The following is a 24,628-nucleotide window of genomic DNA, read 5'->3' on the forward strand; positions in this document are numbered from 1 at the left end:
TGACCCGGACGTTGGTGCTGATCGGCGTGCCCGGTGCGGTGGTCCCGCTGTCCGGGTTCGCCACCACCGTGTTCGCCCCCACCGTGACGGAGACGGTCGCGGTCTTGCAGACCGGCGTCGGGGACGACGAGTCGCAGACCCGGTAGGTGTAGACGTCCGTCCCGGTGTAGCCGTTGGAGGGGGTGTACGTGATCACCCCGGTGGTGGTGTTGACGGCGGTGCTGCCGTGGGCCGGGGCGGCCGTCACGGTGACCGCAGCCGGGTTCAACGGAGCCCCGTTGGCCGAGACGGTGTCGTTGGCCAGCACGTTCGTCGGGACAGCGGCGTTCTGCGGGGTGGTCCCGGTGTCGTTCACCGCGGTGACGGTGTTCGGCACGGTGATGGTGACCGTGGCCGAAGCGCAGACCGGCATCGGGTTCGACGTGTCGCAGACCTTGTAGACGTAGGTGTCGACCCCGGAGAAGCCGATGGCGGGCGAGTAGGTGATGTTGCCCGTGGTCGGGTCGACGGCGGTGGTGCCGTGGCCCGGGGCGGTGGTCACGGTCGGGTTCGCCAGGGGCTGCCCGGTCGAGGTCGAGTCGTTCGCACGGACGTTGGTCGTCACCGGCGTGCCGGGAGCCGTGGTGTCCGTGTCGTTGGCGGCCGCGACGGTGTTGGCGCCGACCGTGATCGACACCGTGGCGGTGGAGCACAGTGGGGTCGGCGTGGACTTGTCGCAGACCTTGTAGGTGTAGGAATCGGTGCCGGTGTAACCGTTCGCCGGGGTGTAGGTCACCAGGCCGGTGGTGGTGTTGACCGCGGTGGTGCCGTGGGCCGGCCCGGTCTGCACGGCGACCGACGCCGGGTTCAGCGACGCGCCGCCGGACAGCACGGTGTCGTTCGCGAGCACATTGGTGGCGTTCGCGGTGTTCTGCGGGGTGGTGACCGCGTCGTTGACCGCCGTGACGGTGTTCGGCACGTTGATGGTCACCGTCGCGGTCGCGCACACCGGCGTCGGGTTGGAGGTGTCGCACACCCGGTACTGGTAGGTGTCGACCCCGGAGAAGCCGGCGGCCGGCGTGTAGGTGATGACGCCCGTGGTCCCGTTGACGACGGCGGTCCCGTGTCCCGGTGCGGTGGTCACCGTCGGGATGGCCAGGGGCTGACCGGTCGAGCTCGAGTCGTTGGCCCGGACGTCGGTCGTGACGGCGGTGGCGGGGGCCGTGGTGGAGTTGTCGTTCACGGCGGTGACGACGTTGGCGCCCACGGTGACCGTGACCGTTGCGGTGTTGCAGACCGCGGTCGGCGTCGAGAAGTCGCACACCCGGTAGACGTAGGAGTCCGACCCCGTGTACCCGTTCGCCGGGGTGTAGGTGACCCCGCCGGTGGTGCTGTTGACCGAGGTGGCGCCGTGGGCCGGAGCCGTCGTGATGGTCACCGACGCAGGGTTGAGCGGCGCGCCGTTGGCGGTGCGGGTGTCGTTGCCGAGCACGGCTGTGGTGACCGCGGTGTTCTGCGCGGTGCCGGCCGTGTCGTCGACCGCGTTGACCACGTCCGGGACGGCGATGGTGACCAGCGCGATGTCGCAGACGGCGGTCGGGGTGGAGTTGTCGCAGACCCGGTAGGAGTAGGGGTCGACGCCGGAGAAGTTGACGGCCGGCGTGTAGGTGATGGCTCCCGTGGTCGCGCTCACCGAGGTGGTGCCGTGTCCGGGCGGTGTGGTCACCGTGACGGTCGACGGGACGAGGGCGAAGCCGGCGCTCGTGGTGTCATTGGTCAGCACCGTGGTGACGATCGCGGTGGCCGGCGGCGTGGTGCCGCTGTCGTCGACGGCCGTCACCAGATCGATGGCCTGCGCCGCGGCGACCGCGCAGCCGGCCGGGGTGCCGGTGGCGGTGCAGGTCGACGGGGTCACCGGGGCGGTGCCGCCGGTCGGATCGATGGCGGCCTTGTTCTGGAGCGTGGTTCCAGCGGCGGACGCCTGCGGGGTGACGTTGACGGTGAAGGTCGAGGTGGCGCCGGAGGCGATGGAGCCGGTGAAGTTGCAGGTCACCAGCTGTCCTGCGGCGACGGTTCCGGTCGCGGAGCAGGTCCAGCCGGTGCCGGCCACCGAGTTGTACTGCAGACCGGCCGGCAGCTGGTCGGCCACTCGCGCAGTGGTGGCGGTGGTTCCGCCGTTGTTCGTGACGGCCAGGGTGTAGTTGGCGGCGGTGCCGACGGTGAGCTGGGCGGGGTTCGTCTTGGCCAACGCGAGGTTGATCGGGGTACCGGTGTTGGTCAACGTACAGACGATCGACGAGCCGGCCACGGGCGTCAGCGCCACTCCGCCGCCGAGCGCCGCCACGGTCGGCAGGCCGGGCTGGAAGCCGTTGCCGTCCACGCAGGTGACGGCGGAGTTGTAGTTCGCCGGGCTGGTTTCCGTCAGGTAGTAGGTCGTCCCCACGGTGCCCGCGAAGGTGCCGGTGGTGCCAGTCCCGGCGGTGACGGTCCCACCCGCACCGGTGGTGGTGGCGTTGGTGGTGGCGTTGACGACCGTTCCGGTCACCGATCCGGTCCGGATGGCGACGGTGAACTGGTCGGCGGCGACGGCACGCGGGCCGCCGAGGGCCTTGGTCAGCACCATGGTCGGTGGCTTCGGCGTGTTGGTGATGACACACGAGATCGCAGCGCCGGCCACCGGTGTGACGGCCAGCCCGGCCGCGGCCGAGTAGGCCTGGTTGGTGGGCAGGCCGGTCTGCACGCCGTTGGAGTCGGTGCAGGTGATGGTCCGGTTGTACTGGCCGAAGTTGGTGGTCCCGCTACCGCCTTCCGTCACCGTGTAGGCCGCACCGACGGTCGCCGTGTAGGCACCCGTGGTGCCGGTGCCCGCAGTGACGGTCGCGCCGGTGCCGGTCGAGGTGGAAGCGGCGGTGGAGCTGACCACCGTGCCGGCGACGCCGCCGGTGCGGACGGCCGCCACGAACTGGTCACCGGTGTTGGCCCGGTTGCCACCGAGGGCGGTGGTCACGGTGATGGTCGGTTTGGAGGTGTTGGTGAACGTGCAGGTGACGAACGGACCGGTGGCGCCGGTCGCTGGGTTGGGGAATACCAGACCGAAGGTCTGGCCCGTTCCAGAGACGATGACCCGGTTGCTCGACGCAGCGTCCAGACAGCTGTAGGTGGTGGTGTAGTCGGCAAGATTCCCGCTGGCCGCGGTCTCGGCGACGGTGTAGGTCGTGCCAGACACGCCGATCACCGCACCGGCCGTCGCGCCCTGCAGGCCGAGGGTGTTGCCCGAGGTGGTGTCGGTGTTGTTCGCCGCGACGCTGCCGCCGGTGATCGACAACCCGAACTGATCCGAGGCGTTGGCCCTGGTCACGATGTTCTTCTTCACCTGGAGGGTCGGGTTGAGCGAGCAGGCTCCGATGTCACCGGACACCGTCGTGGAGATGCTCTCGGCCTTCGGGCCGTTGATGACGGCGCCGGTGTTGGGATTCAACTCGGAGAGCGTGGTGATGAGGTTGGTGGTGTCGGCGTACTGCACGAACAGGTGCCCGAAATTGTCGAAGGCGATGCCGTTGTAGTTGACACCCGTTGCCACGGTGTAGTTCTGGAGGGTGGTGGCGGTCAGCGACGTGCCGTTGGTCGAGCCGGTCGATGGCAGTGGTCCCTTGACGATCGCGACGGCGGCGGACGGGCTGACCGACTCCACCAGGTAGAGGTTCCCGGCCTGGTCGAACGCCATGTCGCCGTTGCCCTGACCGGCGATCGGGAGCGGGATGGTCGCGATCACACCGGTGATCGCGGTGTTCGTGTTGGTGTTGAACCCGTACACGGTGGCCACGCCGCCGTTGAAGGTCGCGTAGTAGTAGATGCCGCTGAACGGGTCGACGGCACCGGCAACGAAGCTCTGCGCAGCGCCGGTGGTCACCGTGCCGGGGTAGGAGGTCCAGACCTGCGTCAGGGCGTTGTACCCGTGGACCGCGGTGCTGGTCGCGGTGGCGGTGGTGACCTGGTCGATGACGTAGGCGGCATCGCCGCCGCGGGTGATGCCGAAGGCGTTCGTCCGGCCACCGTTGGGGATCGTGGTCACCGGCGTGGTGGTGGCCGTGACCGGGGTGACACCGGCCAACGTGCCGGTGGTGATCGCGTTGATGGTGCCGGCCGTGGTGTTGTTCGCCGGATTGCCCTGCTGGGCGTTGTAGATCGTCCCGCCGTAGCAGTCGAAGGGGGCGCCCTGCCCGGGCGTTGCGGCCACCGCCACCGCTGGGTCGGCCACGGTGCTGACGGTCACCGAGGCCGCCACCAGCGCGATGACGGAGACGAGCGAGAGCGCCGCACGCTTCACGGTCCACGTCGGGCGGGGAATCCTGTGCTTCGCGCGACCAGCAGTACTCACACACGGCTCCATCAGGTTCGTCGGTCCGCAGCGACCGAGGTCAGAACATGCCGGAGAGTCACTTGACATCACGCTCCGCGAAGGATTCTCACATGCCCTTCCCACCTGGGACCGATCGCGGAAGACTGATTGCAGGGCCGGCAGGGGAACATTTCGTCACGTTCTGTCACCGGGCTCAGCCTGCAAACTATGCAAGGCATGGAAGCGCGAAAAGGCCAGGCACCGAACACTTCTCGTGCGTCGCTGGCCATCCTGAACAGCGCGGGACCTACGACCGTGGTCTGGGTACCGCGCGGCGCGGTAGACCGTCGGCGGTGACGTATGGATTGGTTTGTCCGATTGACGAGCTCTCTTTCGAGTGGTCGAGCCACCACCCGTTGGAGGTATTCCCCCTGGGTGGCCATCCGTCGCCGCTCCGGCGCCGAAGTGCATGGTTGGACGGACGCATCGGCCTTCTCCGGGAGGGGGTCCGGGCTGGTCGATCCACTTCAGGGGGTTTCCTCAGGAACCGTGTCTACATTGGCCAGATGGACCGTCAGTCCGGCACGTCGACCCGGCCCAGGATGGGTGGCAGGGGTGCGCCGTCCGGCTTCCTGGTTCCGAGGACGAAAAATACGACCTGCGCGATGGCATTGGTAACGGCAGGCCGCCCGTTCAGTCCCTCGAGGTCCGACCGGCGGTGGTCGCCGAGCCGCCGTCGAGCCCGGCCGCCGGACCCGTGTTGAACTGGCGCTGGGGCTTCTCCCAGGGCGCCTGGGTGCTGTCGCACCACCTGCTGATCCGACAACCCGAGGTAGCGTCCGCCTTCCTGTTCACCGGCGGCTACATCGGCGCGGAAACCCCGCTCCTGCCCACCTGTTCCGGCCTGTCGGACCTGCCCGTTCTCGTCCGCAGCATCGAGAACGACCCGTTCGTGCCACCGGAACGGGTCCGAGAAACGGCCCAGCTGCTGACGTCTCAGGGCGCCGAGGTGGACCTTGCCATCGACCGGGTGACGAGCACGTGATCACCGACGAGGCCTACGAGACCGCCGCCCGCATCCTCGCCGGGTTGACGTGAATCCGCCCGACCAGCGGGATCGCCTTCGACTGGCCCTGGACGGACTGCGCCAGGATCTACTGGCGATCGAAGTAGAACTGGTCGCCACCAGAGCGGTCCGCGCCAACGGCGGCGACGACGACGAACACGATCCCGACGGCATTCCGCTCAGTTCGGTGCTGCAACTTCTGGAGGGCCAGAAGATGCGTGCTGTCAACGATATTCGCGAAGCACAGGCCTCGTTGGTCGATCTCGCACACGGAACCTACGGCATCTGCCGGATCTGTTCCCAGCCCATACCGCCCGGGCGACTGGAGATCAGACCCACGACCAGCACCTGCGTGAACTGCGCCGGCTGACACCGGAACGACGGCAGACCGCCAGTGCACCGACCGGCCGACCGCCGCGGACGGCCACGAGGCAGTCGCCCTGGCCCGCGCCACCGACCCGGACCTGGTGCTGATGGACCTGCGGATGCCCGGCAGAGACGGCGTTGCCGCGATCCGCGATCCGCGATCTCCGCGCCCTCGACCGCGAGCACCCTCGCATCCTGGTCCTGACCACCTACGACACCGACCACGACATCTACGCGGCCATCGACGCGGGCGCCGACGGGTATCTCCTCAAGGCGACCTCGCGGGAGGAACTGGTCGATGCGGTGATGCGGGCGGCCGCCGGGCAGAGTGTGCTGACTCCGAGCGCCGCCCGCAGCCTGGTCGATCGCACCCGCGGCGACCAACTCACCGCACGCGAACTGCTGGTCCTGGCCGCGATGGCCAACGGCGGCACCAACCGTGACGTCGCGCGCGAACTCCTCGTGTCCGAGGCGACGGTCAAGACCCACCTACTTCGTCTCTACCCGAAACTCGGTGTGCGGGACCGTGCCGCCGCCGTCCGGGTCGCCTTCGAGCGGGGACTGCTCGGCTCGCCGTAGCCGAGGGGATCGCATGTGAAGTGCCTGGGGTGCATCAGCTTTCGATCACCACCCGGTCGGATCCGCCGCGGCCGAAGGTCTCCGGCGCGTAGACCTGCTCGGCGCGCGTCGGCGGGGCGACGAACGTGCCGTCGGTGGTGGCCGAGGCGAGGTAGCTGTACTGGTAGACGCCACCCTGCAGGTAGGTGGCGAACGCCTCGGCGCGGTCGTCCCGCAGGTTCTGGTGGTCGTACCAGGTGGAGTACCAGTTCTGCGACGCCGTGACGCCGGCCTTCGCAGCCGCCGCCGGGTCGAGATCCTTGGGGGTGGTCGCCAGGTCGGGGTTGAGGATCTGCAGCCCGGCGGGCAGCGGGTCGATCAGCGCCACGTGGGTCTGCGCGCTGCGGGACACCAACGCCAGCTGCACCCTGACCCTGGCGCCCGCCTTGATGTGCCAGGTGCCGGCGGTATCCCGGGTGACGTCAGCAGGATTGTCGGCACCCGTGTAGGTGCGGGAGACGACGAACCCCCGGTCCAGCGGCGCCAGCTGCAGGTTCGTCGGGGCGGTCTGCAGGCCGAGCCGGTAGTACAGCCGGCCGGTCCCGGCGTTGTTCAGGGTCACGTCGCTGTTGTCGGCGGCGACCAGGTCGGCGGTCGGGATCATCAGCGTGGCCCGTTCGGTGGTGTGACCGGAGAACGTGTGCTGGCCGGCGAATCGATCGCCCAGCCAGACACCGGCCACGAAGTCCGCGGACGTGGACTCGAAGGCGTCGTAGTAGTGCCGGAGCGCCAGCAGGATGAATGCGTTCTCCTGGACGTTGTCCCAGCGGCCACTTGTCTGCCCGGCCATCACACCGGCCACGACCTTGGGGATCAGATCGCTCTTCGGGTCGACCGTGATCAGTGCGTCCAGGATCAGGCCGTCGGTGCGCCGGTCCGACTGCAACGTCGTCCAGGCGTCGTCGGTGACCTTGTTCGTGAACGTCGCCGAACCGGCGTCGTCGACGGCGGCGTTGCCGATCAGCCGCACCAGGCTGGCGCGGCTGGTCCCGTCCGTCACCGGAAGCAGCCAGGCCACCGCATCCAGCGGCAGATTGGCTCCCCGCTCGGTGACAAGTGCCTGCGCGGCAGCGGAATCACGTTGGCCGCCCACCATCCGGACGTTCAGGGCATAGGCGCGCAGCGTGTCCCGGGTGGCCTGGCTGGCATCGGCCGGAATGTAGGCGCCGATGTTGCCCAGGTACTGCTGCGCCTTGGCCAGGGCATTCTTCGAGACCGCGAAGCCATTCTTTGCCGCCACCAAGAGTGCCTGGGTGGACTGGATGGAGTTGAACGGATCGGACTTGTCCCCCTGCTTCCAGTACGGAAATCCACCGTCGCTGTTCTGCAGGGCGCTGAGCTTCACGACATCGCCGACCACCAGGGCTCTCAGCCCGTCCGCGGACGGCAGACCCGGTGCGGAGAAGGCCTTCAGCACATCGGCCAGCGACCCGATCGCGATGATCTGGCCGGCCAGCCCGTCCGAGCTGTCGTAGTCGTAGTCGGCCAGATAGCCAACGGCATCCGTGAGTTGTTGCAGCGCAGTCGAAGACGTGCTGACCTGCAGGCCGCCGAACTGACCGACGACCCCCTTCGGGGCGGTCACCTTCTGCAGCAACGTGTCGCCGCCGTTGATGACGCCGTAGGAGGCGAAGGTCTCGGTGGTGGTCGGCGTGTAGACCGGGAGTTCGATGGTGGCCGAGTCCGCGGCGGTGCCGCTCACCGCGGCGATGCGGAACTTTGCCGTGCCCGCCTGGTCCGCGGAGACGGGGAAGCGGACCTCGATCCGGCCGTTGGCCGGCACCGTGACCTGCTGACCCGCGGGGCCGTCGATCTTCAGGTTCGCCGCCTGGATGACCACGTCCGTCGTCAGCGGCGCGCCGGTCTGGTTCTGCAGAAGCACCGGCAGTTCCAGCTTGTCGCCGAAGTTCAGGAAGGTCGGAGCTGACGGACGGACGGTCAGCGGCAGGGCCGCGGTGATCGTCGAGTCGGTCGAGCCGAACCGGTTGTCCCCCGCGACGGCGACCACCATCACCCGGTAGCGGGTCAGGCTGTCGGGCAACGGAACCTGGATCGTCGCGTGTCCGCCCGCGTCGGTGGTGGCCTTCGGCACGAACAGGGCCAACGCGTCGAAGTTCTTCCGCTCGGCGATGGGTGCTCCGGTGCTTGATTGGGCCGCCTCGCGGACGGCGCCGTTCGCACCCGCGGCACTGGCACTGGCAGTGGGAGTGGTCGAGTAGGCGTCGGTGCCCGGTGCGGAAGCGGGCATCGGCGCCCCCGACGCCATCGCGGCAGACGACGCCGCTGCTGAACCGGCGGACTTCAGCGGTGGTAACGGATCCGCGAGCATCACGGTTGACCGGCCGTAGAAGGCGTTGAGCATGCTGGGCAGTTCCGGGTAGAAGGCCTTGATCGGGTCGGGGAGCGTGTAACCACCCAGCGCCAGTACCGCCTCGTCGGCCACCACCACCTCGAACTCACTGCCCGCCATCGGCTTTCCGCTCTGGTCGGTCACGGTGACGTCCACCGTGGTGGTTCCGCCGGGAACGACGGTCCTCTGCCGGGGCACGGCGGTGACCTTCAGCGTCCGGGCCAGGGTGGAGACCGTCAGGCCTATCTCGCCGGTGGCGTACGCCGGGCGTGGGGTGCCCGCTGCCACGGTGCCGGTGGCCTGGGTGTTGGAGGCCGAACGTGGTGCCGTGCCGACGACCTCGATCGAGACCGTCACCCCCGGAATCTCGGCCTCGGTGATCGGGATGTTCACCACCGCCGAGCCGTTCGTGACGGCGAACCGCGTGGTGGAGACGATCCCGTTGTGCTGCAGCGTGATCAGGCCACTACCGGCCCGGATCGGTGACTGCACCAGCAGCTTCGCCGATTCGCCCGGCTGGTACTCCTTCTTGTCGGGCACCAGGGTCAGCTGCTGCTGCTGGACCGAGTTGTCCACCGAGCCGTCGGCGCCGGCCACCCAGCGGGTCAGCTGCGACCGGCTGGTCCGGCCCTTGTCGTCGACGACGGTGCCGGTGATCCGGTACGTCCCGGCGGCCGACGGGTGGAACGTGCAGGTGACCGGCCCGGCAGTCGAGGTGACCTGGCACGGCTGCTGATCGGACTCGGTGTCGACCGGGACCCCGTTCGCATAGGAGGTTGTCACCTTCGCGGCCTGCATCCGGATCGACCGACCCGGCGCGGCCTTGCCGTCGATGTCGGTGGCGATCGCCTGCACCACCAGGTCTTTGCCCTGCGTCACGAACGTCTCGTCGCTCGACAGCCCGACGTAGTAGTCGGCCGGGTGCACCAGGACGTCGGCGGTACCGGCGATGGCCTGCCGGTTCACGTCGGTGACGGTGGCCTGGGCGGTCAGCGTCACCGGCAGGCCGGCGAACTTGTCGCCCAGGTTGCCCACCTCGACCTGCAGGTAATTGCTGCCGCCGGCATCCGTCGTACCGGAGAACTTGTCGACCTTGACCGCGTCCGGATCGACCGGCTGGCAGCAGTTGCCACTTGGCATTCCCCCACGGCCGCTGCCGAACCCGCTGTCCGTCTGCCACCACGGCGTCCAGATGCCGAAGGTGAACTGCCCCCAACCGGGCGGCGCGTAGGTGGCGGCCGCCGTCCGAACCTGCCAGTCGACGGGGGCGGCGCCGAGCGGCCCACCGGCGTAGTAGGTGGCGTCGGCGGCCACCGTGAGGGCGTTCCCGATCACGGCGGGCACAGTTCCGTCGATGTGCGAATCGACCTGGAAAGCCGGGGTGCGGAATTCCGCAATCGTGAAGGGGAGGCTGTAGTCGTACGAATCGACGACCGAGGCTCCCGCGAGATGGAGTTGAATTCCGGCGCTCCCCAGGTTGGCCCCGGCGGGGATCTTCACCGTCAGGTCGAACCCACCCAGCCCGCTGACCTTCACGGTGCCGTGACCGATGCTCACGCCGTAGGCGTCCTGGACCGTATAGGAAACGGTGCCCTCCGGGATCGATTTCAAGGCCGCGGTGACGTTGGACTCCTGCCGACGCACCCAGCCCTTGACGGAGACGGTCTCGGTCGGGCGGTACGTCTGGCGATCGTCGTTGACGAACCACAGCAGGTGGTCCGTCGACGGCGAGGTGGTCCAGTTGTTGTTCCACATGGCGGACGGCAGCAGCGCCGACTGGGTGCCCCGCGTCGCGAGGAGCGCACCGGCTCCGCCGGCGGTGAGGGCCAGCGGAGCGATGCCATCCGTGCTCGTGGTGGCGGCCGACCGTGGGTCGATCCGGCCGTCGCTGCCCACCAGACCCACCGTGACACCCGACTGCGGTGAGCCGTCCCGCAGATCGGTCACCCAGGTCCGCAGCTGCGTGGCGTCGTTGAATGCGTCCAAGCCGAGAACGGTGGATTGGGCCCACGTCATGGTCGGTCGGTTCTGCCAGATGTTGTTGTTGTCGAACGATTCCTTGGACGTCGGTTCGATGAGAACAACGACATGGCTGGTCTTCTCGGGCGTAGGCATCACCTTCGAGAGGTCCAGTTTGGTGGAGACCAGCACATTCTTCGGGCCGTCGATGGTGACGACGCGGTCCACCAGGACGGGCCAGCCGGGGACGGTGAGCACGGCGCTCTGCTGGAAGTTCTGCTGGGCCGCCCGCACGTAGAACCCCTGATAGGTCGGCCAGTCCTGGGGGGACACCTCGAAGACCCGCTCGCGGAACTCATTGCGGTTCAGGGTGTTCACGGTGATCGACGGCGCGGAGACCATCGGGTCCAGAGTGGTGATCGGTTGGGTGAAGGGATCCAGGCGCGGTGTGGCCGGTCCGATGTGGACGGTGGCCACGGCGGGTGCGGCCAGCTTCTGGCCGTAGACGTCGGTCAGGGTCGTCGGTGCCGTCACGGTGTAGGTGGTGTCCGGCTGGGTGTTGCCCTGCACATAGATCTGCTGGCCGGTGGCGGTCACGGACGCACCACCGGGAATCGCGGGGCTGACCCGGATGGTCCTGGGATCGAACGACTTCGGATCGAGGCTGTTGTTGAAGGTGAGGGTCAGCGGGGTCGAGGGCTGGCAGTCGCCGTAGCCGCACTCGGACTTGACCAGCGTCAGGGCCGCGTAGGTCCGTCCGCTGTACGTGGCCGGTGCGGTGGTGGTGCGGGGGCCTTCGGCGGATGGGGTGCCTGCCGCGAAGGTGACGGTCACGGCCGCGTCGACCGGCAGGGCGCGCACTGGCCGGAAGGCGACCACCCGGCCGACCGGCGCGGCGCTGATGGTCCCGAATGCTGTTGTGTCGGCGGCGATCTCGGCGACCGTCGCCACCCGGACCGGCCAGACCGTTCCGCCCGCGGACAGCGTGACCTTGCCGAGTACGGCCTTCGGGTCGACCCGCTGATCGAAGACGGCCACGAACATCGGATTCAACGCCAGGCTGTTGCCGGTCGGCGCAAAACTCCGCACGGTCGGGGCTGGGGTGCTGAACGAGAAGGACTCAGTGGCAGCGAGTTTCGCACCGCCGGCGGCCCGGGTGGCGGCGGGCACGGTGACCGTGAAGTCGGTGGCCATCGGGAGCCGGTCCAGATCCGTGGCGCTGCTCCTGCCGGCTGCGAAACGCAGGGTGCTGGTGCCGATCCACTGCCAGCTCCCGGCCACCTTCGGCGTGATGGTCGCCGGCACCTGGGCTGCCGCAAGTTGCCCGACGGTGGTGACCGCAACCATCGGCTGATCGAAGGTGATGCTGATGAAGGGAGCGATGGATACGGAACCCTGGGGTTGCATCCGCAACACGTGCAGCGGGCCGGTCGGCGTCGGGTCGGGCTTGGTGCCACTCCCGGTGGCCGGGAATCCGAGCGGGACGGTCTTGCCGGCCTGCGGGGTCTTGATGCTCTGCGTCGGCCACTTGAACGATCGGGCAAGCACGCTGTCGCCGGTCCAGGCCGGTAGCCGATCGAGGATGGCCGTGATCCGGGGGGTGCCCAGCGGACGCCCGTTCACCACGGCGACCGGGACCGCAGGCTCCTGTGCACGCCCGGCACTGAGCCGAAGGCCGGCCGGCTGCGCCACCACCCCGGGCTGCTTGCCCGGGGTGCTGTTGGACGGAATCGGTGTCGAGGTCGGGCCGCTGCTCACCGGCCCTGAGGCCGTCGGGTTGGAACCGGTTCCGTCACCGGCAAGGGGGCGCGGTGCTGTGGAACTGCCGCCATTGGCGATCCACGCTCCGGACGCCAAGACCACCAAGGCCAACAGGGCAGCCACGAGGGCACCCCGCCGACCACGCAGTTTCCCGCGCAGTCGTCCGCGAAAGAGCTGTGTCCGCCCAGGCTGGGTCATGTCGAACCTCCCACGACTGCCCCGCGCAGGACACCGTCGCACCACCATGACGAGAATCGACCATCGGTTGGTTGCACGGGCTTGGTTCCTGCGTCTGGTGGTCACGTCGAGCCCTCCGGTGCCAGAGCGTTCGCCACGGCGCCGTCCGGCCGAGATGCGCCCGCCGGTGATGGGGCGTACGGTGTAAGGGCCTCAACATCCGGGTGACCGGATCCCGCGAAGCTTCAGGCAATCCGCGCGATCCGGCGCCACCCAGCGCGATTCGAGACATAGCACCGGCAAATTTCAATGACGTCGGAGGGCTCGACCACCAGTAGGGCGCTATCTGCCCCCGCCATGTGTGGTCTGCGGTCAGGCCGTCGCCAGAGGGGCGAACAGTTCATCAATTAGACCGTCACGGTTGGGGTGCTCGACGAACGCGCGTTCGATGAACAACTACCGGAGGTCCTATGAACGCGCACGCATCCTTCCGTCGTACTACCGGAGCCATGATCGTGGTCGGCGCTCTTGGCGCCGGGCTGCTGCTCGCCCCGAGCCAGGCCATGGCCGCGGGCCTGCCCGCCGTGGCCACGGTCGTCGGCATCGCCGGACCCAGGTGCGCAGCCCCGGCCTTTGCGACGATCGGCGCTGCGGTCGCGGCGGCATCGGACGGGGACACCATCTACGTCTGCCCGGGTATCTACCCGGAATCGCTGCATATCGACAAGAACCTGGTGCTGCTCGGCGCCCAGTTCGGCACCCCGGCGACTTCGGGGCGCACGGACGCGAGCAAGGAGACGATCATCGAACCACCCACTGGAGACCTGGTCTCCTACTCGGGAGCTGCGACCACTGGCACCCTGGACGGATTCACCATGATCGGACAGGGCGACAACTACGGCATCGGCGTCACCGACGCCCTACTCACCGCCGCCACCTGGAACAACAACATCATCTCCGATACATTGTCGGCGATGAAGTTTTCTGTATCCCGGTCCGCGTCGGTGACCGGAAACCGTTTTACCGGCAACGACTCCGCCAATAATCAGGCCGCTGTCTTCCTCACGAATCGCTCGTCCAAGGATGTGGCGATCGACGGCAATGCCTTCGCGAGAAACGGCGCCGCGGTCAACACGCCGGGTAGCCCGACGAACAGCGAGTTCACCACCGGTCTGAAAGTCACCCACAACACCAGCGTCGACGACGGCAACTTCATCGTCCTGACGAACAGCAGTGGCACCCTGGTGGATAGCAACACCGTGACCTCCTCGCTGCTTGCCGGTGCCGCCGGGTCGGCCCTCTTCATCACCGGCAACAACGCCGACACGATGATCTCGAACAACACCATCACCGGGGGGCCGGCCACCGGAATTTCCCTCAACAACCAATTCTCGTCCAACCTGCCCTCGTCCGGGACGAGCATCACCGGCAATACCATCGCCGGCCGAACCAATGGAATCCGCGTTTCATCCGCGATGGGGGCGGGACCAACGGTGACGGCCACGACCATCTCGACGAACACGGTCATCGGGTCGACGGTCAACAGCATCAACCTGCAAGGCGGCACCGGAACCACCGTCGTGGACAACAGCTTTACCGGTACGTCCGCCACGGCCACCACCGCTGACTGCGTCGACGCCACGACCGGTGCCGGCACCGTAGGCACGGCGAACACCTGGACCAACAACATCGGCAACAGCAGCCTCCCGGGCTACCTCTGCACCGCGGCCGGCTCCTTCAGATCGGTCACCCCGGCCCGGGTGCTCGACACCAGGTCCAACCTGGGCGCCATGGGGCCGGTGGCGCCGACCAGCGCCATCAACCTGAATGTGCTCGGCAAGGTCGGCATCCCGGCCGGCGGTGTGTCCGCCGTGGTGCTCAATCTGACGGTGACCGAAGCGACCAACGGCGGGAACATCACCGCCTACCCGGCCGGAACGACGCGGCCCGACGCCTCGAACGTCAATTTCGTCGTCGGCCAGATCATCCCCAACCAGGTCGTCGTCAAGGTGGGCAGCAAGGGAGAGGTTTCGCTGTACAACAACAGTGGCGGCACGGTCCAACTCGTCGCGGATGTCGCCGGCTACTACGTCGGCGGAGTCCCGGTGGTGCCGGGGGCCTTCAATTCCCTCCCGGCTGCCCGCATTCTCGACACCCGGGTCAACGTGGGAGCGAACGGTCCGGTCGGCGCCCTCGGCACCATCGCCGTCCCGGTACTCGGCCGCGGAGGTGTGCCCTCCTCCGGTGTCTCGGCCATAGCGTTGAACCTCACCGTGGCCATGCCGGCCAAGGGTGGGTACCTGACGATGTATCCGGACGGCACCAGCCGGCCGAACGCGTCGAACCTGAATTTCACACCGGGTCAGCCGGGTATCGCGAATCTGACCGTGGTCAAGGCCGGGACCCACGGTCAGGTGAAGATCTACAACGGCTCCACCGGCCCGGCCTCGGTCATCGCAGACGTCGTCGGCTACTACCTCGCCGGAACGCCGACCGCGCCGGGCACGTTCGTGGCACTCTCCCCGTCCAGGGTGTTGGACACCAGGCCCGGCAGCGGCGGGGCCGGAGCGGTCGCGAGGCTGGCCACGATCCCGGTCCAGATCGCCGGTGCAGGCGGGGTTTCCGATAAGGCATCGGCGGTCACGCTCATTGCGACCGTGGTCAGCCCCACCAAGTCGGGCAACATCACGGCCTACGCGAACGGAACGACCCCGTCTCCGGTGTCGAACCTGAACTTCGTCGCGGGCCTGACCATCGCCAACCTGGTGACGGTTCCCATCGGTGCCGACGGCAGGGTTGCCCTGTTCAACCAGAGCCTGGGCACCGTCCATCTGATCGCTGACGTCTCGGGCTACTTCCTGGCCTGACGCCCCTGACCGGTGCTGGCACCTGGAGGTTGTCCGACAACCTTCAGGTGCAAGAAGTGCGTGGGTTGTCCCACGTTGGGTCGAGGATGTGGGCGGCGATGGTTTCGGGCCGGAACCCCCGTCCCACCAGGCGTCCGAGGAGGGGTCGGGTCAGGCGGGCGACGAGCGGGGCCGCCCGGGACAGGATGGCCGGGTTCGGCAGGTGTCCCCCGTCCCCGGGTCGGCCGACGAACCGGTTGACGACGCGCTGGACGGCCTGCATCCTGCGGGTCGGCGGATAGCGCCGGCGCTGGATCGCGGCGAGGTGATTCTCCGTCAGGACCCCATCCCGTAAGGGCCGGGCCAGCAGGTTGGCGGTAGCGACCGCATCCTGGATCGCATAGTTGATGCCGATACCGAAGGCCGGGGACATCGCGTGGGCGGCGTCTCCGATGGCGAGAAAGCCTGGCAGGTACCACTTCTGGAGACGATCGATCTGGACGGACAGCAGCTGGAGCTCGTCCCACCCCTGGAGACCGGCCAGCGGCTCGACCAGGAACGGCACGATCTGGGCGATGGTGTTCCGGAAGGCGGCAAGGCCCCGGGCCCGGAACTGATCCCACGAACCTTTCTCGATCAGCAGGGCCACCTGGTAGTAGCCCGACCGGGGAACGGTGATGACCACCCCGTCGGTCGAGAGGTACGCGATGGTCGGCGGCGGGTCGACCGGCGGCCGGTCCAGCCGGAACCAGAGCACGTCGATGGGGACGCCGTAGCGCTTGACCTCCAGGCCGGAGGCCTCGCGCAGCACCGAGGCGCGGCCGTCGGCTGCGACCGTCAGGTCAGCCCGGATGGTGACCTGGTCGCCGTCGCCGGACGTGCCGTTGGCGGACCTGGCGGTCACCCCGACCACGCGCCCGCCCTCGCGGACCAGCCCGGTGACGGCGGTGTTCATCATCAAGGTGAACGAGGGTTCCTGCGCAGCAGCGTCTTTCAGCAGATTCAACAGGTCCCACTGTGGCATGAACCGCAGCCGGCCGTGTCCGCCCTGCAGCGCGCCGAAGTCGACGGCGGTGATCCGGACACCATGGATCACCGAGTCCAGGGTGCGGACCGCGGTGTGCTCGATGGCCTCGAAGGCCTCCGTCAGGGCGAGCTGCTCGAGCAGGTCCATCGTGGTGGGGTGGATGGTGTCGCCTCGGAAATCGCGCAGGAAGTCGCTGTGCTTCTCCAACACCGTGACGGCGACCCCGGCTCGTGCCAGCAACAGGCCCAACATCAGCCCTGCCGGCCCGCCGCCCGCGATGCAGACCGAGGTGCGGCGGTCAGAAGCGCTCATCTGCCCACTATGACCGAAAATTTGGCGGACGTACCTTGACCTCCCAGCCTCGGCTACCCCCGGGCCTGCTCGAGCGCCCGCCCGACGAGAATCCGGGCCAGATGCCGGCGGTATTCGGCGTCGGCATGCATGTCGTCGGCCGGTTCCATCCCTTCGGGTGCGAGCGCAGCCGCTTCCCTGGCGGAGGCACCCGCTGCGAGTGCCGTCTCGGCCGCGAGGGCACGCAGCGGCCGACCGCCCATGTTGGCCAGCACGATCCGGCCGCCGAGCGTGGCGGCGGCCACGATGGCCCAGTCGTTGGCCCGGCGGGTGAACTTCTCGTAGCCCCAACCGATTCCGGCCCGACGGGGAATGCGGATCTCCACCAGGATCTCGTCCTCCCGCAACGCGGTCTCGAAGGGGCTCGAGAAGAAGTCGTCCGCTGCGATCTCGCGTCGACCCTGCTCGCCCTGCGCCACCATGACTGCGGAGCAGGCCACCACGGCCATCGGGAGGTCGGCAGCGGGGTCGGCATGGACGAGCGACCCGCCGAGGGTGCCGAGGTGACGGACCTGCGGATCACCGACCTGGGAGGCACTGTGGGCCAGCAGCGGGGCATCGGACCGGCTGAGATCGGCGGTGGAGACCATGTCGTGGGTGGTCAGCGCGCCGATCGCCAGCATGTCCCCGTCGCGGCGGATGTACCGCAATTCCTCGAGACCACCGAGATCGATGAGGAATTCGGGCCGGGCCAGCCGCAGCTTCATCATCGGCAGTAGAGAGTGCCCACCCGCCAACAGCTTTGCGTCATCTCCGTGGCGTCGTAGCATGTCGAGGGCCTCGTCGACGGAACCGGCACGCAGATATTCGAAGGTCGCGGTGATCATGACTGCTGCGCCACCGACAGGACCGCACGCACGATGTTGTGGTAACCGGTGCAGCGACAGTAATTGCCCTCCAACGCCGATCGCACCTCCGCCTCGGTGGGTGACGGATTGTCCTTCAGCAGTCCGATCGAGGCCATCACCATCCCAGGGGTGCAGAACCCGCACTGCAGACCGTGTTCGGCTCGGAAGGCGGCCTGCATCGGATGCAGCTCGCCGGCGGTCGCCAGTGACTCGACCGTGGTCACCTCGTGACCATCAGCCTGGGCGGCCAGCACCGTACAGGATTTCACCGACCGGCCGTCCAACAGCACTGTGCAGGCACCGCACGAGCTGGAGTCGCAGCCGATGTTGGCCGCCCGCAATTCGCAGACCTCACGCAGGTAGTGGATGAGCAGCAGCCGCGACTCGACCTCGTCGGTCCGTTCCTCGCCGTTGACGTTGATCGTGACCTTCATGAAATTGCTCCGTCCGCGGCCGCATCGCTGATGGCCCGCCAGATGCGGCGGGAGGTGGTCGGCATGTCGACGTGCCGGACGCCGAGGTGGGCGACGGCGTCGATGACGGCGTTCTGCACGGCCGGAGTGGCCCCGATGGTGCCGGCCTCCCCGATCCCTTTCGCGCCGAGAGAGTTGTAGCTGGTGGGAGTCTCCATGGTGACCAGCTCGAACATCGGCATCTCGGCGGCGGACGGGAACGGGTAGTCCGCGAAAGTGGCGGTCAGGGGGTTCCCGTCGTCGTCGTAGACCATCTCCTCGTACAACGTCTGGGCGACGCCCTGCGCAATGCCGCCGTGACGCTGCCCGTCGGCCAGCAAGGGGTTGAGGATGACGCCGGCGTCGTCGACGGCTATCAACCGCAGGAGATCGGCTTTTCCGGTTTCCACGTCCACCTCCACGACCGCGACGTGAGCACCGAACGGGAAGGTCGGACCGGCTGCGGAGAACACGCTGCGGATGAACAGCCGCTTCTTTCCGGCCAGATCTGCAAGGGACACAACTGCTTCCGGTGCGCCCCGCACCATGATGGAGGCGCGGGCCCGGTCGAGTTCCAGATCGGCCCTGTCCACCTCGAGGATCTCCGACGCCCGGTCCATCGCGAGCTCGACGAGCTCCTGGGACGCCTGCCGGACGGCTGCCCCGCCCTGCTGCAGACTGCGGGAACCGCCGGTGCCACCGCCCTCCGGGATCAGATCGGTGTCCCCGTGCATGACGGTGATCTTGTCGATGGCGATGCCGAGTTCGTCGCTCGCCAGCATCGCCCAGGCCGTTCCGTGCCCCTGGCCGTGCGGCGAGGTGCCGGTCAGGATGGTGGCGGTGCCATCGGCGTGCACCTCGACCTGGGCGTTCTCGTGGGGCGCCCCGGCTTCGAGGCCGGCGCCGGTGATCTCGACGTAGCAGGCCAGACCGATTCCCAGTTGCCGGATGTCGTGCTGGTCCCGCCGCCGGAGTTGCTCGATGCGCAGGGCGCGGTAGTCCGCAGCCTCCAGAGCCAGCTCCAGGGCCGCGCCGTAGTCGCCGGAGTCGTACAGGGCCCCCTGACCGTTCTGATGCGGGTTGTCGAAGGGCGCCAACAGGTTCAGTCGCCGGACCTCCGCCGGGTCCATCCCGATCTCGGCGGCGAACAGGTCCATCGCCCGCTCGATCGCCGCGGTGGCCTCCGGCCGTCCGGCACCCCGGTAGGCGCCCACCGGGGTGGTCGTGGTGACGACCGAGCGGGCCGCCGACTCGACCTTGGCGATGTCGTAGGTTCCCGGGGCCATCAGTCTCGTCAGCGATGGCAGCAGCGAACCGATCGCCGGGTACGCCCCGCAGTCCTGGAGGATCTCCAGCCGATACGCGCTGACCCTGCCCTGCCGGCTCCCACCGATCGTCACCGTCTGCACCTGGGCCCGTCCGTGCGTCATGGCCAGCAGGTTGTCGTACCGGTTCTCCGTCCACCGGGCCGGGCGGCCCAGCGCACGCGCGACGAACGCCACTGCCGCGTGCTCGGCGTCGGCGCCGAACTTGGCTCCGAAGGCACCGCCCACGTCCGGCGTCACCACCCGGATCAGCTCCGGCGGGACGTCGAGCATGGTGGCGAAGTCGGCCTTCGCCCCCTGGGCGCCCTGGTTCGGGATCCAGCTGGTCAGCCGTCCATCGGCTCCCCAGACTGCCGCTGCCGCACGGGTTTCCATCGGCGCTGGCGCTATCCGCTGATTCACGATCTCCCGGGTGACGACCACTTCGCAGTCGTCGAAGAGGTGCTCGTCCCTGGAGGGTGGCTCGAAGGTGCAGGCGATGTTCGTGCCCGCGTCCGGGAAGAGCAGGACGCCGCCCGCGGCGGCGACCCGCGGATCCACGACCGCCGGCAGTGGCTCGTACTCGACCTCGACGAGTTCGGCGGCATCCTCGCCCTGGTACAGCTCGGTGGTCACCACCGCGACCACCGCCTCGCCGACGAAACGCACGGTGTCCCTGGCCAGGATCGGGCGGCTCATCCCGAGCGGGACGGTCGGCCACATCGGTGCACGATCAGGCAGACCGAGGTCCGCGCCGGTGAACGCCGCGACGAATCCCGGCGACTGCGACGCCGCCGTGCAGTCGATGGAGACGATGCGGGCGTGGGCGACGTGCGACCGGACGAAGGTCACCCAGACCGCCCCGGTCAGCGACTCGTCGACGACGTCGTCGGTGTAGACCGCACCTCGGGTCAGGAACAGTGGGTCCTCGGTCCGGAGTACCCGCGTGCCCAGAATGCTGCCGGGTGACGTCATCGCCGCTCCTTCACCTGAGATTGCCCGACCGGTGATTCGCTCGACTGACCAAGTCTGCGATGAGTGTAGATCCGCGTGGGACGCCCGGCACGGTCAGTCGACGCCCGGTCCACCGTCGCTGTCACTTCATGATGCCGGTCGGCCGAACCGGCCGAACACCTCGGCGGCGGCTTCGCCGAAACCGGCCGGCTGATCCGCAGCTGCGAACGTGCGGCCCACCTCGGCCAACTCGTGCGACCAACGCCAGCCGCGTTCGACCGGAGTGCCTTTCGCGCGGTCGCTCCGCTCGGTGAGTCCGGGTTGGCTGAGGAACCACTCTGCCAGCAGATCCTGTTCCACCCCCAGCTCGACAGCCGCTCCCCGGATCGCGAGCATCAGTGCCTGCGATCCCTTCGACCACGCTGCGTAGGTCATCTTCAGCGCGGAAGCCGCGGTCGGACCCGCAGCCAGCTGGTGGATCTCGAATCGATCGTTGTGCAGGAGGAGGGCCACCTCGTCCGCCGGACCCGACAGGTACAGCCGGGTGGTTCCGGCCAGATCCGGCGGTGGCCCGATGACGGCCGCGTCCACGAGGATCGCCGGCGTCAGCCGTTCGCCGATGTGTCGGACGGTGGCCGGACTGACTGCGTTGGCCTCGACGAACGTACCCCGGTAGCCCGCGAACTGCTCGGCAACCTCCGCTGCCGCATGCGGTGGGCAGAGGCTGACCACGAGGTCGCATTGCCGGGCGAGCTGGTCGATGGTTCCGACGTCACGCAGGCCTGCGGACGCCGCCGCCGCCGCGGTGGCATCGCTGCGCCCGTCAGAGGCCCATGCGGCGTCGTGCCCGGCGTCGACCAGAGCGCGACCAACAGCCGCCCCCATGGATCCTGGATGAACGATCCCGATCACGGTCATCGCTGACTCCTCGTCAGGTGAAGCCGCCTCTCGCCTCTGACCTCACAGCAGTGCGGGACTGAGTCCCTCGGCATCGGTTCCGGCCTGGCTGGGCAGCTCGAATGCCGCCGCGACCAGCGGTGTGCGGGGCGAATCTCACGGGGCGGAGCTGGGCATCCGACATGCGGAGAACCTTACGATCCGGCAGAAACGCACACCCTGGCCGTACCGGTTCCGGGTCAGTCGGTGGACGCCTCCTCGGGACCGTCGAGCACGCTGGCCGGGATCCCGTACGGGAGGAAGCGCACCTTGCGGGTGGCGTCTGTGTTGTGCTTGTTGGCGCGCAGTGCGTCGAGCTCGGACGCGTAGACCTGCTCGATCTGGGCGCCGCCGTCCCCGTCCACCGCATAGATCACCCAGACACCGTCACCGGTCGCACCCGTCGTCTCGGGCTCGGGAACAGTGCGCGAACGACGGCCGGTGTCGCCCCCGGGCCCCGACCAACCCGAACGTTGCCCCGCCCCGCCGAACAGGCCGAACTGGCCGAGCGCGCCCCGCAGCTGCTCGCCCGCAGCGCGGACGACACGATCAAGATCCTCCGGATCGAATCCGAATTCATTGTTGGCCATCACGGTCCTCCTAGCGATACACGCACCGCGTCTGCGGCTCCCTCCAGTGTGCGCTCGAACCGGTGACGGCCGGAGCTAGCCTGCCGAGCTCTCGATCCTGCCGTCGACCCGACGCGGCAGACCCCAGGGGTTGCCGTCCCGTCATGCGCTGGGCAGCAGAGGATTCGGTACGGATCGGTGTCCGCAGAGCGAACCAACCGTCGACGAAGGCCGTCAAGGAGCCGACCGGGTCGGATCGGTGGTCAACCAGGCGAATTCCCTGCTCGTCGCCGGCACGACGGGGTTGGACAGCACGCCGAGCGAGTCGATCTCGACCACGGCGGTGTCACCGGTCGCCATGGTGAAGCTCAGCTCGGGGACCAGCCCGGTCCCGGTGGAAAGGATGACACCGTCAGGGAAGTCGATATGACTTCGGAGGAATCCGACCAACTCGTCGGGGCTGCGGTTCAGCATCTCGGTGCTGGTCGTCCCGGACCACACGGCGACCCCGTCGCGCTCGACCCGCGCGGTGATATCCAATGCCTGCAGGTCGGCGATCTCCCAGATCGGTCTGATCGACGGCCCGAGCGCGCACGAGCCGGAGTACACCTTGGCCTGGGGCAGGTACAGCGGATTCTCGCCCTCGATGGACCGGGAGGAGACGTCGTCGCAGATGGTGGCGCCGACGATCTCCCCAGCACTGTTGACGACGACCGCGAGTTCCGCTTCCGGGACGCTGATCTCGGAGTCGGGTCGGACGCCGACCGGCTCACCGTCTCCGACCACCCGCCACGGGACGCTTTTGAAGAACAGCTCGGGACGGTCGGCCCCGTAGACGCGGGCGTAGACGTCGGCGACCACACTCTCCTCCTGCCGGGCCAGGCTCGAGCGGCGATAGGTGACGCCACCCGCCCAGACCTCGGTGTACCCGTCGATCGGCGGCAGCAGACGAACCGTACCGGCCTCGGCCGGCCCGCCGGCTTCGACCACCGTGCGAAATTCGTCGAGCCTGAGCCGAAGTAGCTCAGCGATCGTCCCGACCGGCAGTCGGCTGACGGAACGGTCGGCAGACCGGACCCCCACCCGTGCCTGCGCGTCGGCGACGTATCTGATGATCTCCATCGAGTGTCAGCGCCGTTCCTGGATCCGGATCAGGTTGCCCGCAGGATCACGCACGGCGCAGTCGCGGACGCCGTAGGGCTGCTCGATCGGCTCCTGGACGATTTCGGCACCGCTGGCCTGGATGGCGTCGAAGGTGCTGTCCAGGTCGGCGGTGGCCAGGAGGACGCGGGCGTAGGTGCCCTTGGCCATCATCTCCAGGACGGTCCGGCTTTCGTCGTCGGTCAGGCCGGGGTCGGCGTTCGGCGGGTACAGCACGATGGATGTGCTGGGCTGGTCGACGGGACCGACTGTCAGCCAACGCATCCCGCCGTACCCGACGTCGAGACGGAGTCCGAAGCCCAGGATGTCGCGGTAGAAGGCCAGCGCGGCCTCGGGGTCGTCCTGAGGGAGAAAGCTGGAATGAATGGTGATGTTCATAGCGGTGAGGCTAGTGGCCGCTCGGGGCCGCCGCTTCTCGATTCCTGATCGGTCGGGTGACCTGCTTGGCCACGCACGCCGGCATCTCCGGTGTCGCGCCGGCCGTCTGTCGCCGATAGACGCTGGGCGGTATGCCGACCAGCTCGGTGAACCTGGTGCTGAAGGTGCCCAGTGACGAGCATCCGACCGCGAAACACACGTCGGTCACGCTCATGTCGCCGCGGCGCAGCAGCGCCATCGCCCGTTCGATCCGCCGCGTCATCAGGTAGCTGTACGGGGATTCGCCGTAGGCGAGCCGGAACTCGCGGCTCAGATGCCCGGCCGACAGATACACACCGCGGGCCAGTGCCTCGACGTCCAGCGGCTGGGCGTACTCCCGATCCATCCGGTCCCGGACCCGCCGCAGCTGCGCGAGGTCGCGCAGATGCTGGGCTCGGTCCGGGCTGTTGGTCACGTGCCCGATCGTCCCACAGAAGACCTCACCCAGCCTCGGACCAGTGCGAATCTGTGGCATGGCTCCGACCGATCTCATCTGGCTGAAGCACATGGGACCACTCTCTTTTCATTTCGCCGGGGACCGTTCGAGGGCATGAGCCCGTGGGCGTGCCGTCTTACGCCGGCCGGATCACCGGGAGCCCGGCCATCGTCGCGGCTGCTACCAGGCGGCTGTCGTAGGCCACGAATGCCCACAGGGAAGAACCGACCCGGCGAGCGGTGGCGAGATGGATCGAATCCAGGCTGCGCAGCGACGCCGGCTCCATCGTTCCCGCGTCGGCGAGGAGCTCGGGCGTCATCGTGATGTGGGCCAGACTGCTCAGCACCTGCTCCGCCACACCCGCTGCCGCAGCACCATGGCTTCGGGCCGCGCGTCTCAGCTCGACGCCTGCCAGCGTCGATGTGGTCAGAACGGAATCGGCGCCGGCTCCACGCAGCCACCCCCGGAGCGCGGCGGTTTCGGCCTCGTTGACGACCAACTTGACCAGGGCCGAGGTGTCGAAATAGGCGACCGTCACCGGTCGTCATCACGATCGGCCGTCAGCAGTTCGGTCAACGTGGGAGCGCCATCGGACGGTACCGGTTCGACATCGTGCAGTCGGCTCGTCGCCGGCATGACCGCGCCGGTGGCCACGAGCTGCTCCCAATCCGTGCCGACCACCGGGACCAGCGACGCCACCGGCTGGCCGGCC

16 protein-coding genes and 1 pseudogene are annotated in these 24,628 nt (G+C 68.4%); 4 read left to right on the top strand and 13 right to left on the bottom strand.

Features of this window, described 5'->3' with window-relative positions; genetic code table 11:
- A partial coding sequence (locus tag ABIB25_RS23775) for a beta strand repeat-containing protein (RefSeq protein ID WP_354531014.1) occupies positions 1-4,357 on the bottom strand: 4,357 nt, incomplete at its 3' end.
- A gap of 679 nt (positions 4,358-5,036) precedes the next feature.
- Between ABIB25_RS23775 and ABIB25_RS23780 the strand changes: the two genes are divergently transcribed.
- The 3 genes and pseudogenes from ABIB25_RS23780 to ABIB25_RS23790 form a co-directional block, all read left to right on the top strand.
- Entirely contained in the window at positions 5,037-5,363 is a 327-nt protein-coding gene (locus tag ABIB25_RS23780) for an alpha/beta hydrolase (protein ID WP_354531015.1), read from the top strand.
- A 49-nt stretch (positions 5,364-5,412) separates the two neighbouring features.
- Positions 5,413-5,754: a TraR/DksA family transcriptional regulator gene (locus ABIB25_RS23785; RefSeq protein ID WP_354531016.1), complete on the top strand. Its 342-nt coding sequence runs from the start codon at positions 5,413-5,415 to the stop codon at positions 5,752-5,754.
- 43 nt (positions 5,755-5,797) lie between these two features.
- Positions 5,798-6,329 (top strand): annotated as a pseudogene (locus ABIB25_RS23790) (response regulator); the annotation flags it as partial.
- A 34-nt stretch (positions 6,330-6,363) separates the two neighbouring features.
- Here ABIB25_RS23790 and ABIB25_RS23795 read toward each other — a convergent pair.
- Positions 6,364-12,561: an alpha-2-macroglobulin family protein gene (locus ABIB25_RS23795; RefSeq protein ID WP_354531017.1), complete on the bottom strand. Its 6,198-nt coding sequence runs from the start codon at positions 12,559-12,561 to the stop codon at positions 6,364-6,366.
- A gap of 524 nt (positions 12,562-13,085) precedes the next feature.
- Between ABIB25_RS23795 and ABIB25_RS23800 the strand changes: the two genes are divergently transcribed.
- Complete coding sequence (locus tag ABIB25_RS23800) at positions 13,086-15,482, top strand: right-handed parallel beta-helix repeat-containing protein (protein ID WP_354531018.1); 2,397 nt, start codon at positions 13,086-13,088, stop codon at positions 15,480-15,482.
- Between the two features lie 43 nt (positions 15,483-15,525).
- On the opposite strand, the gene ABIB25_RS23805 is transcribed toward ABIB25_RS23800, so the two are convergent.
- The 11 genes from ABIB25_RS23805 to ABIB25_RS23855 form a co-directional block, all read right to left on the bottom strand.
- Entirely contained in the window at positions 15,526-16,800 is a 1,275-nt protein-coding gene (locus ABIB25_RS23805) for an FAD-dependent oxidoreductase (protein ID WP_354531019.1), read from the bottom strand.
- A gap of 53 nt (positions 16,801-16,853) precedes the next feature.
- Positions 16,854-17,666, bottom strand: coding sequence for an FAD binding domain-containing protein (locus ABIB25_RS23810; protein WP_354531020.1), 813 nt, complete (start codon positions 17,664-17,666; stop codon positions 16,854-16,856).
- Complete coding sequence (locus ABIB25_RS23815; RefSeq protein ID WP_354531021.1) at positions 17,663-18,121, bottom strand: (2Fe-2S)-binding protein; 459 nt, start codon at positions 18,119-18,121, stop codon at positions 17,663-17,665. Before ABIB25_RS23815 ends, ABIB25_RS23810 begins: the two co-directional genes overlap by 4 nt.
- A complete protein-coding gene (locus tag ABIB25_RS23820; protein WP_354531022.1) occupies positions 18,118-20,418 on the bottom strand; it encodes a xanthine dehydrogenase family protein molybdopterin-binding subunit in 2,301 nt (766 codons plus the stop codon). The genes ABIB25_RS23815 and ABIB25_RS23820 overlap by 4 nt, the downstream gene beginning before the upstream one ends.
- 126 nt (positions 20,419-20,544) lie before the next feature.
- Complete coding sequence (locus tag ABIB25_RS23825) at positions 20,545-21,315, bottom strand: NAD(P)-dependent oxidoreductase (RefSeq protein WP_354531023.1); 771 nt, start codon at positions 21,313-21,315, stop codon at positions 20,545-20,547.
- Between the two features lie 218 nt (positions 21,316-21,533).
- Entirely contained in the window at positions 21,534-21,926 is a 393-nt protein-coding gene (locus ABIB25_RS23830; RefSeq protein ID WP_502919894.1) for an Rv0313 family protein, read from the bottom strand.
- 210 nt (positions 21,927-22,136) lie between these two features.
- The gene (locus tag ABIB25_RS23835; RefSeq protein WP_354531025.1) at positions 22,137-23,024 is read right to left on the bottom strand and encodes a fumarylacetoacetate hydrolase family protein; all 888 of its coding nucleotides are present in this window, start codon (positions 23,022-23,024) and stop codon (positions 22,137-22,139) included.
- Between the two features lie 6 nt (positions 23,025-23,030).
- Positions 23,031-23,441, bottom strand: a complete 411-nt coding sequence (locus ABIB25_RS23840; RefSeq protein ID WP_354531026.1) for a VOC family protein — start codon at positions 23,439-23,441, stop codon at positions 23,031-23,033.
- Between the two features lie 10 nt (positions 23,442-23,451).
- The gene (locus ABIB25_RS23845; protein WP_354531027.1) at positions 23,452-23,895 is read right to left on the bottom strand and encodes a helix-turn-helix transcriptional regulator; all 444 of its coding nucleotides are present in this window, start codon (positions 23,893-23,895) and stop codon (positions 23,452-23,454) included.
- Between the two features lie 157 nt (positions 23,896-24,052).
- Positions 24,053-24,454, bottom strand: a complete 402-nt coding sequence (locus tag ABIB25_RS23850) for a type II toxin-antitoxin system VapC family toxin (RefSeq protein ID WP_354531028.1) — start codon at positions 24,452-24,454, stop codon at positions 24,053-24,055.
- Positions 24,451-24,615 carry a hypothetical protein gene (locus ABIB25_RS23855; protein ID WP_354531029.1) on the bottom strand — a complete coding sequence of 55 codons (165 nt, stop codon included), beginning with the start codon at positions 24,613-24,615 and terminating at the stop codon, positions 24,451-24,453. Before ABIB25_RS23855 ends, ABIB25_RS23850 begins: the two co-directional genes overlap by 4 nt.
- Positions 24,616-24,628 lie beyond the last annotated feature (13 nt).

The sequence above is a fragment of the Nakamurella sp. UYEF19 genome (assembly GCF_040546275.1).
GTDB lineage: Bacteria > Actinomycetota > Actinomycetes > Mycobacteriales > Nakamurellaceae > Nakamurella.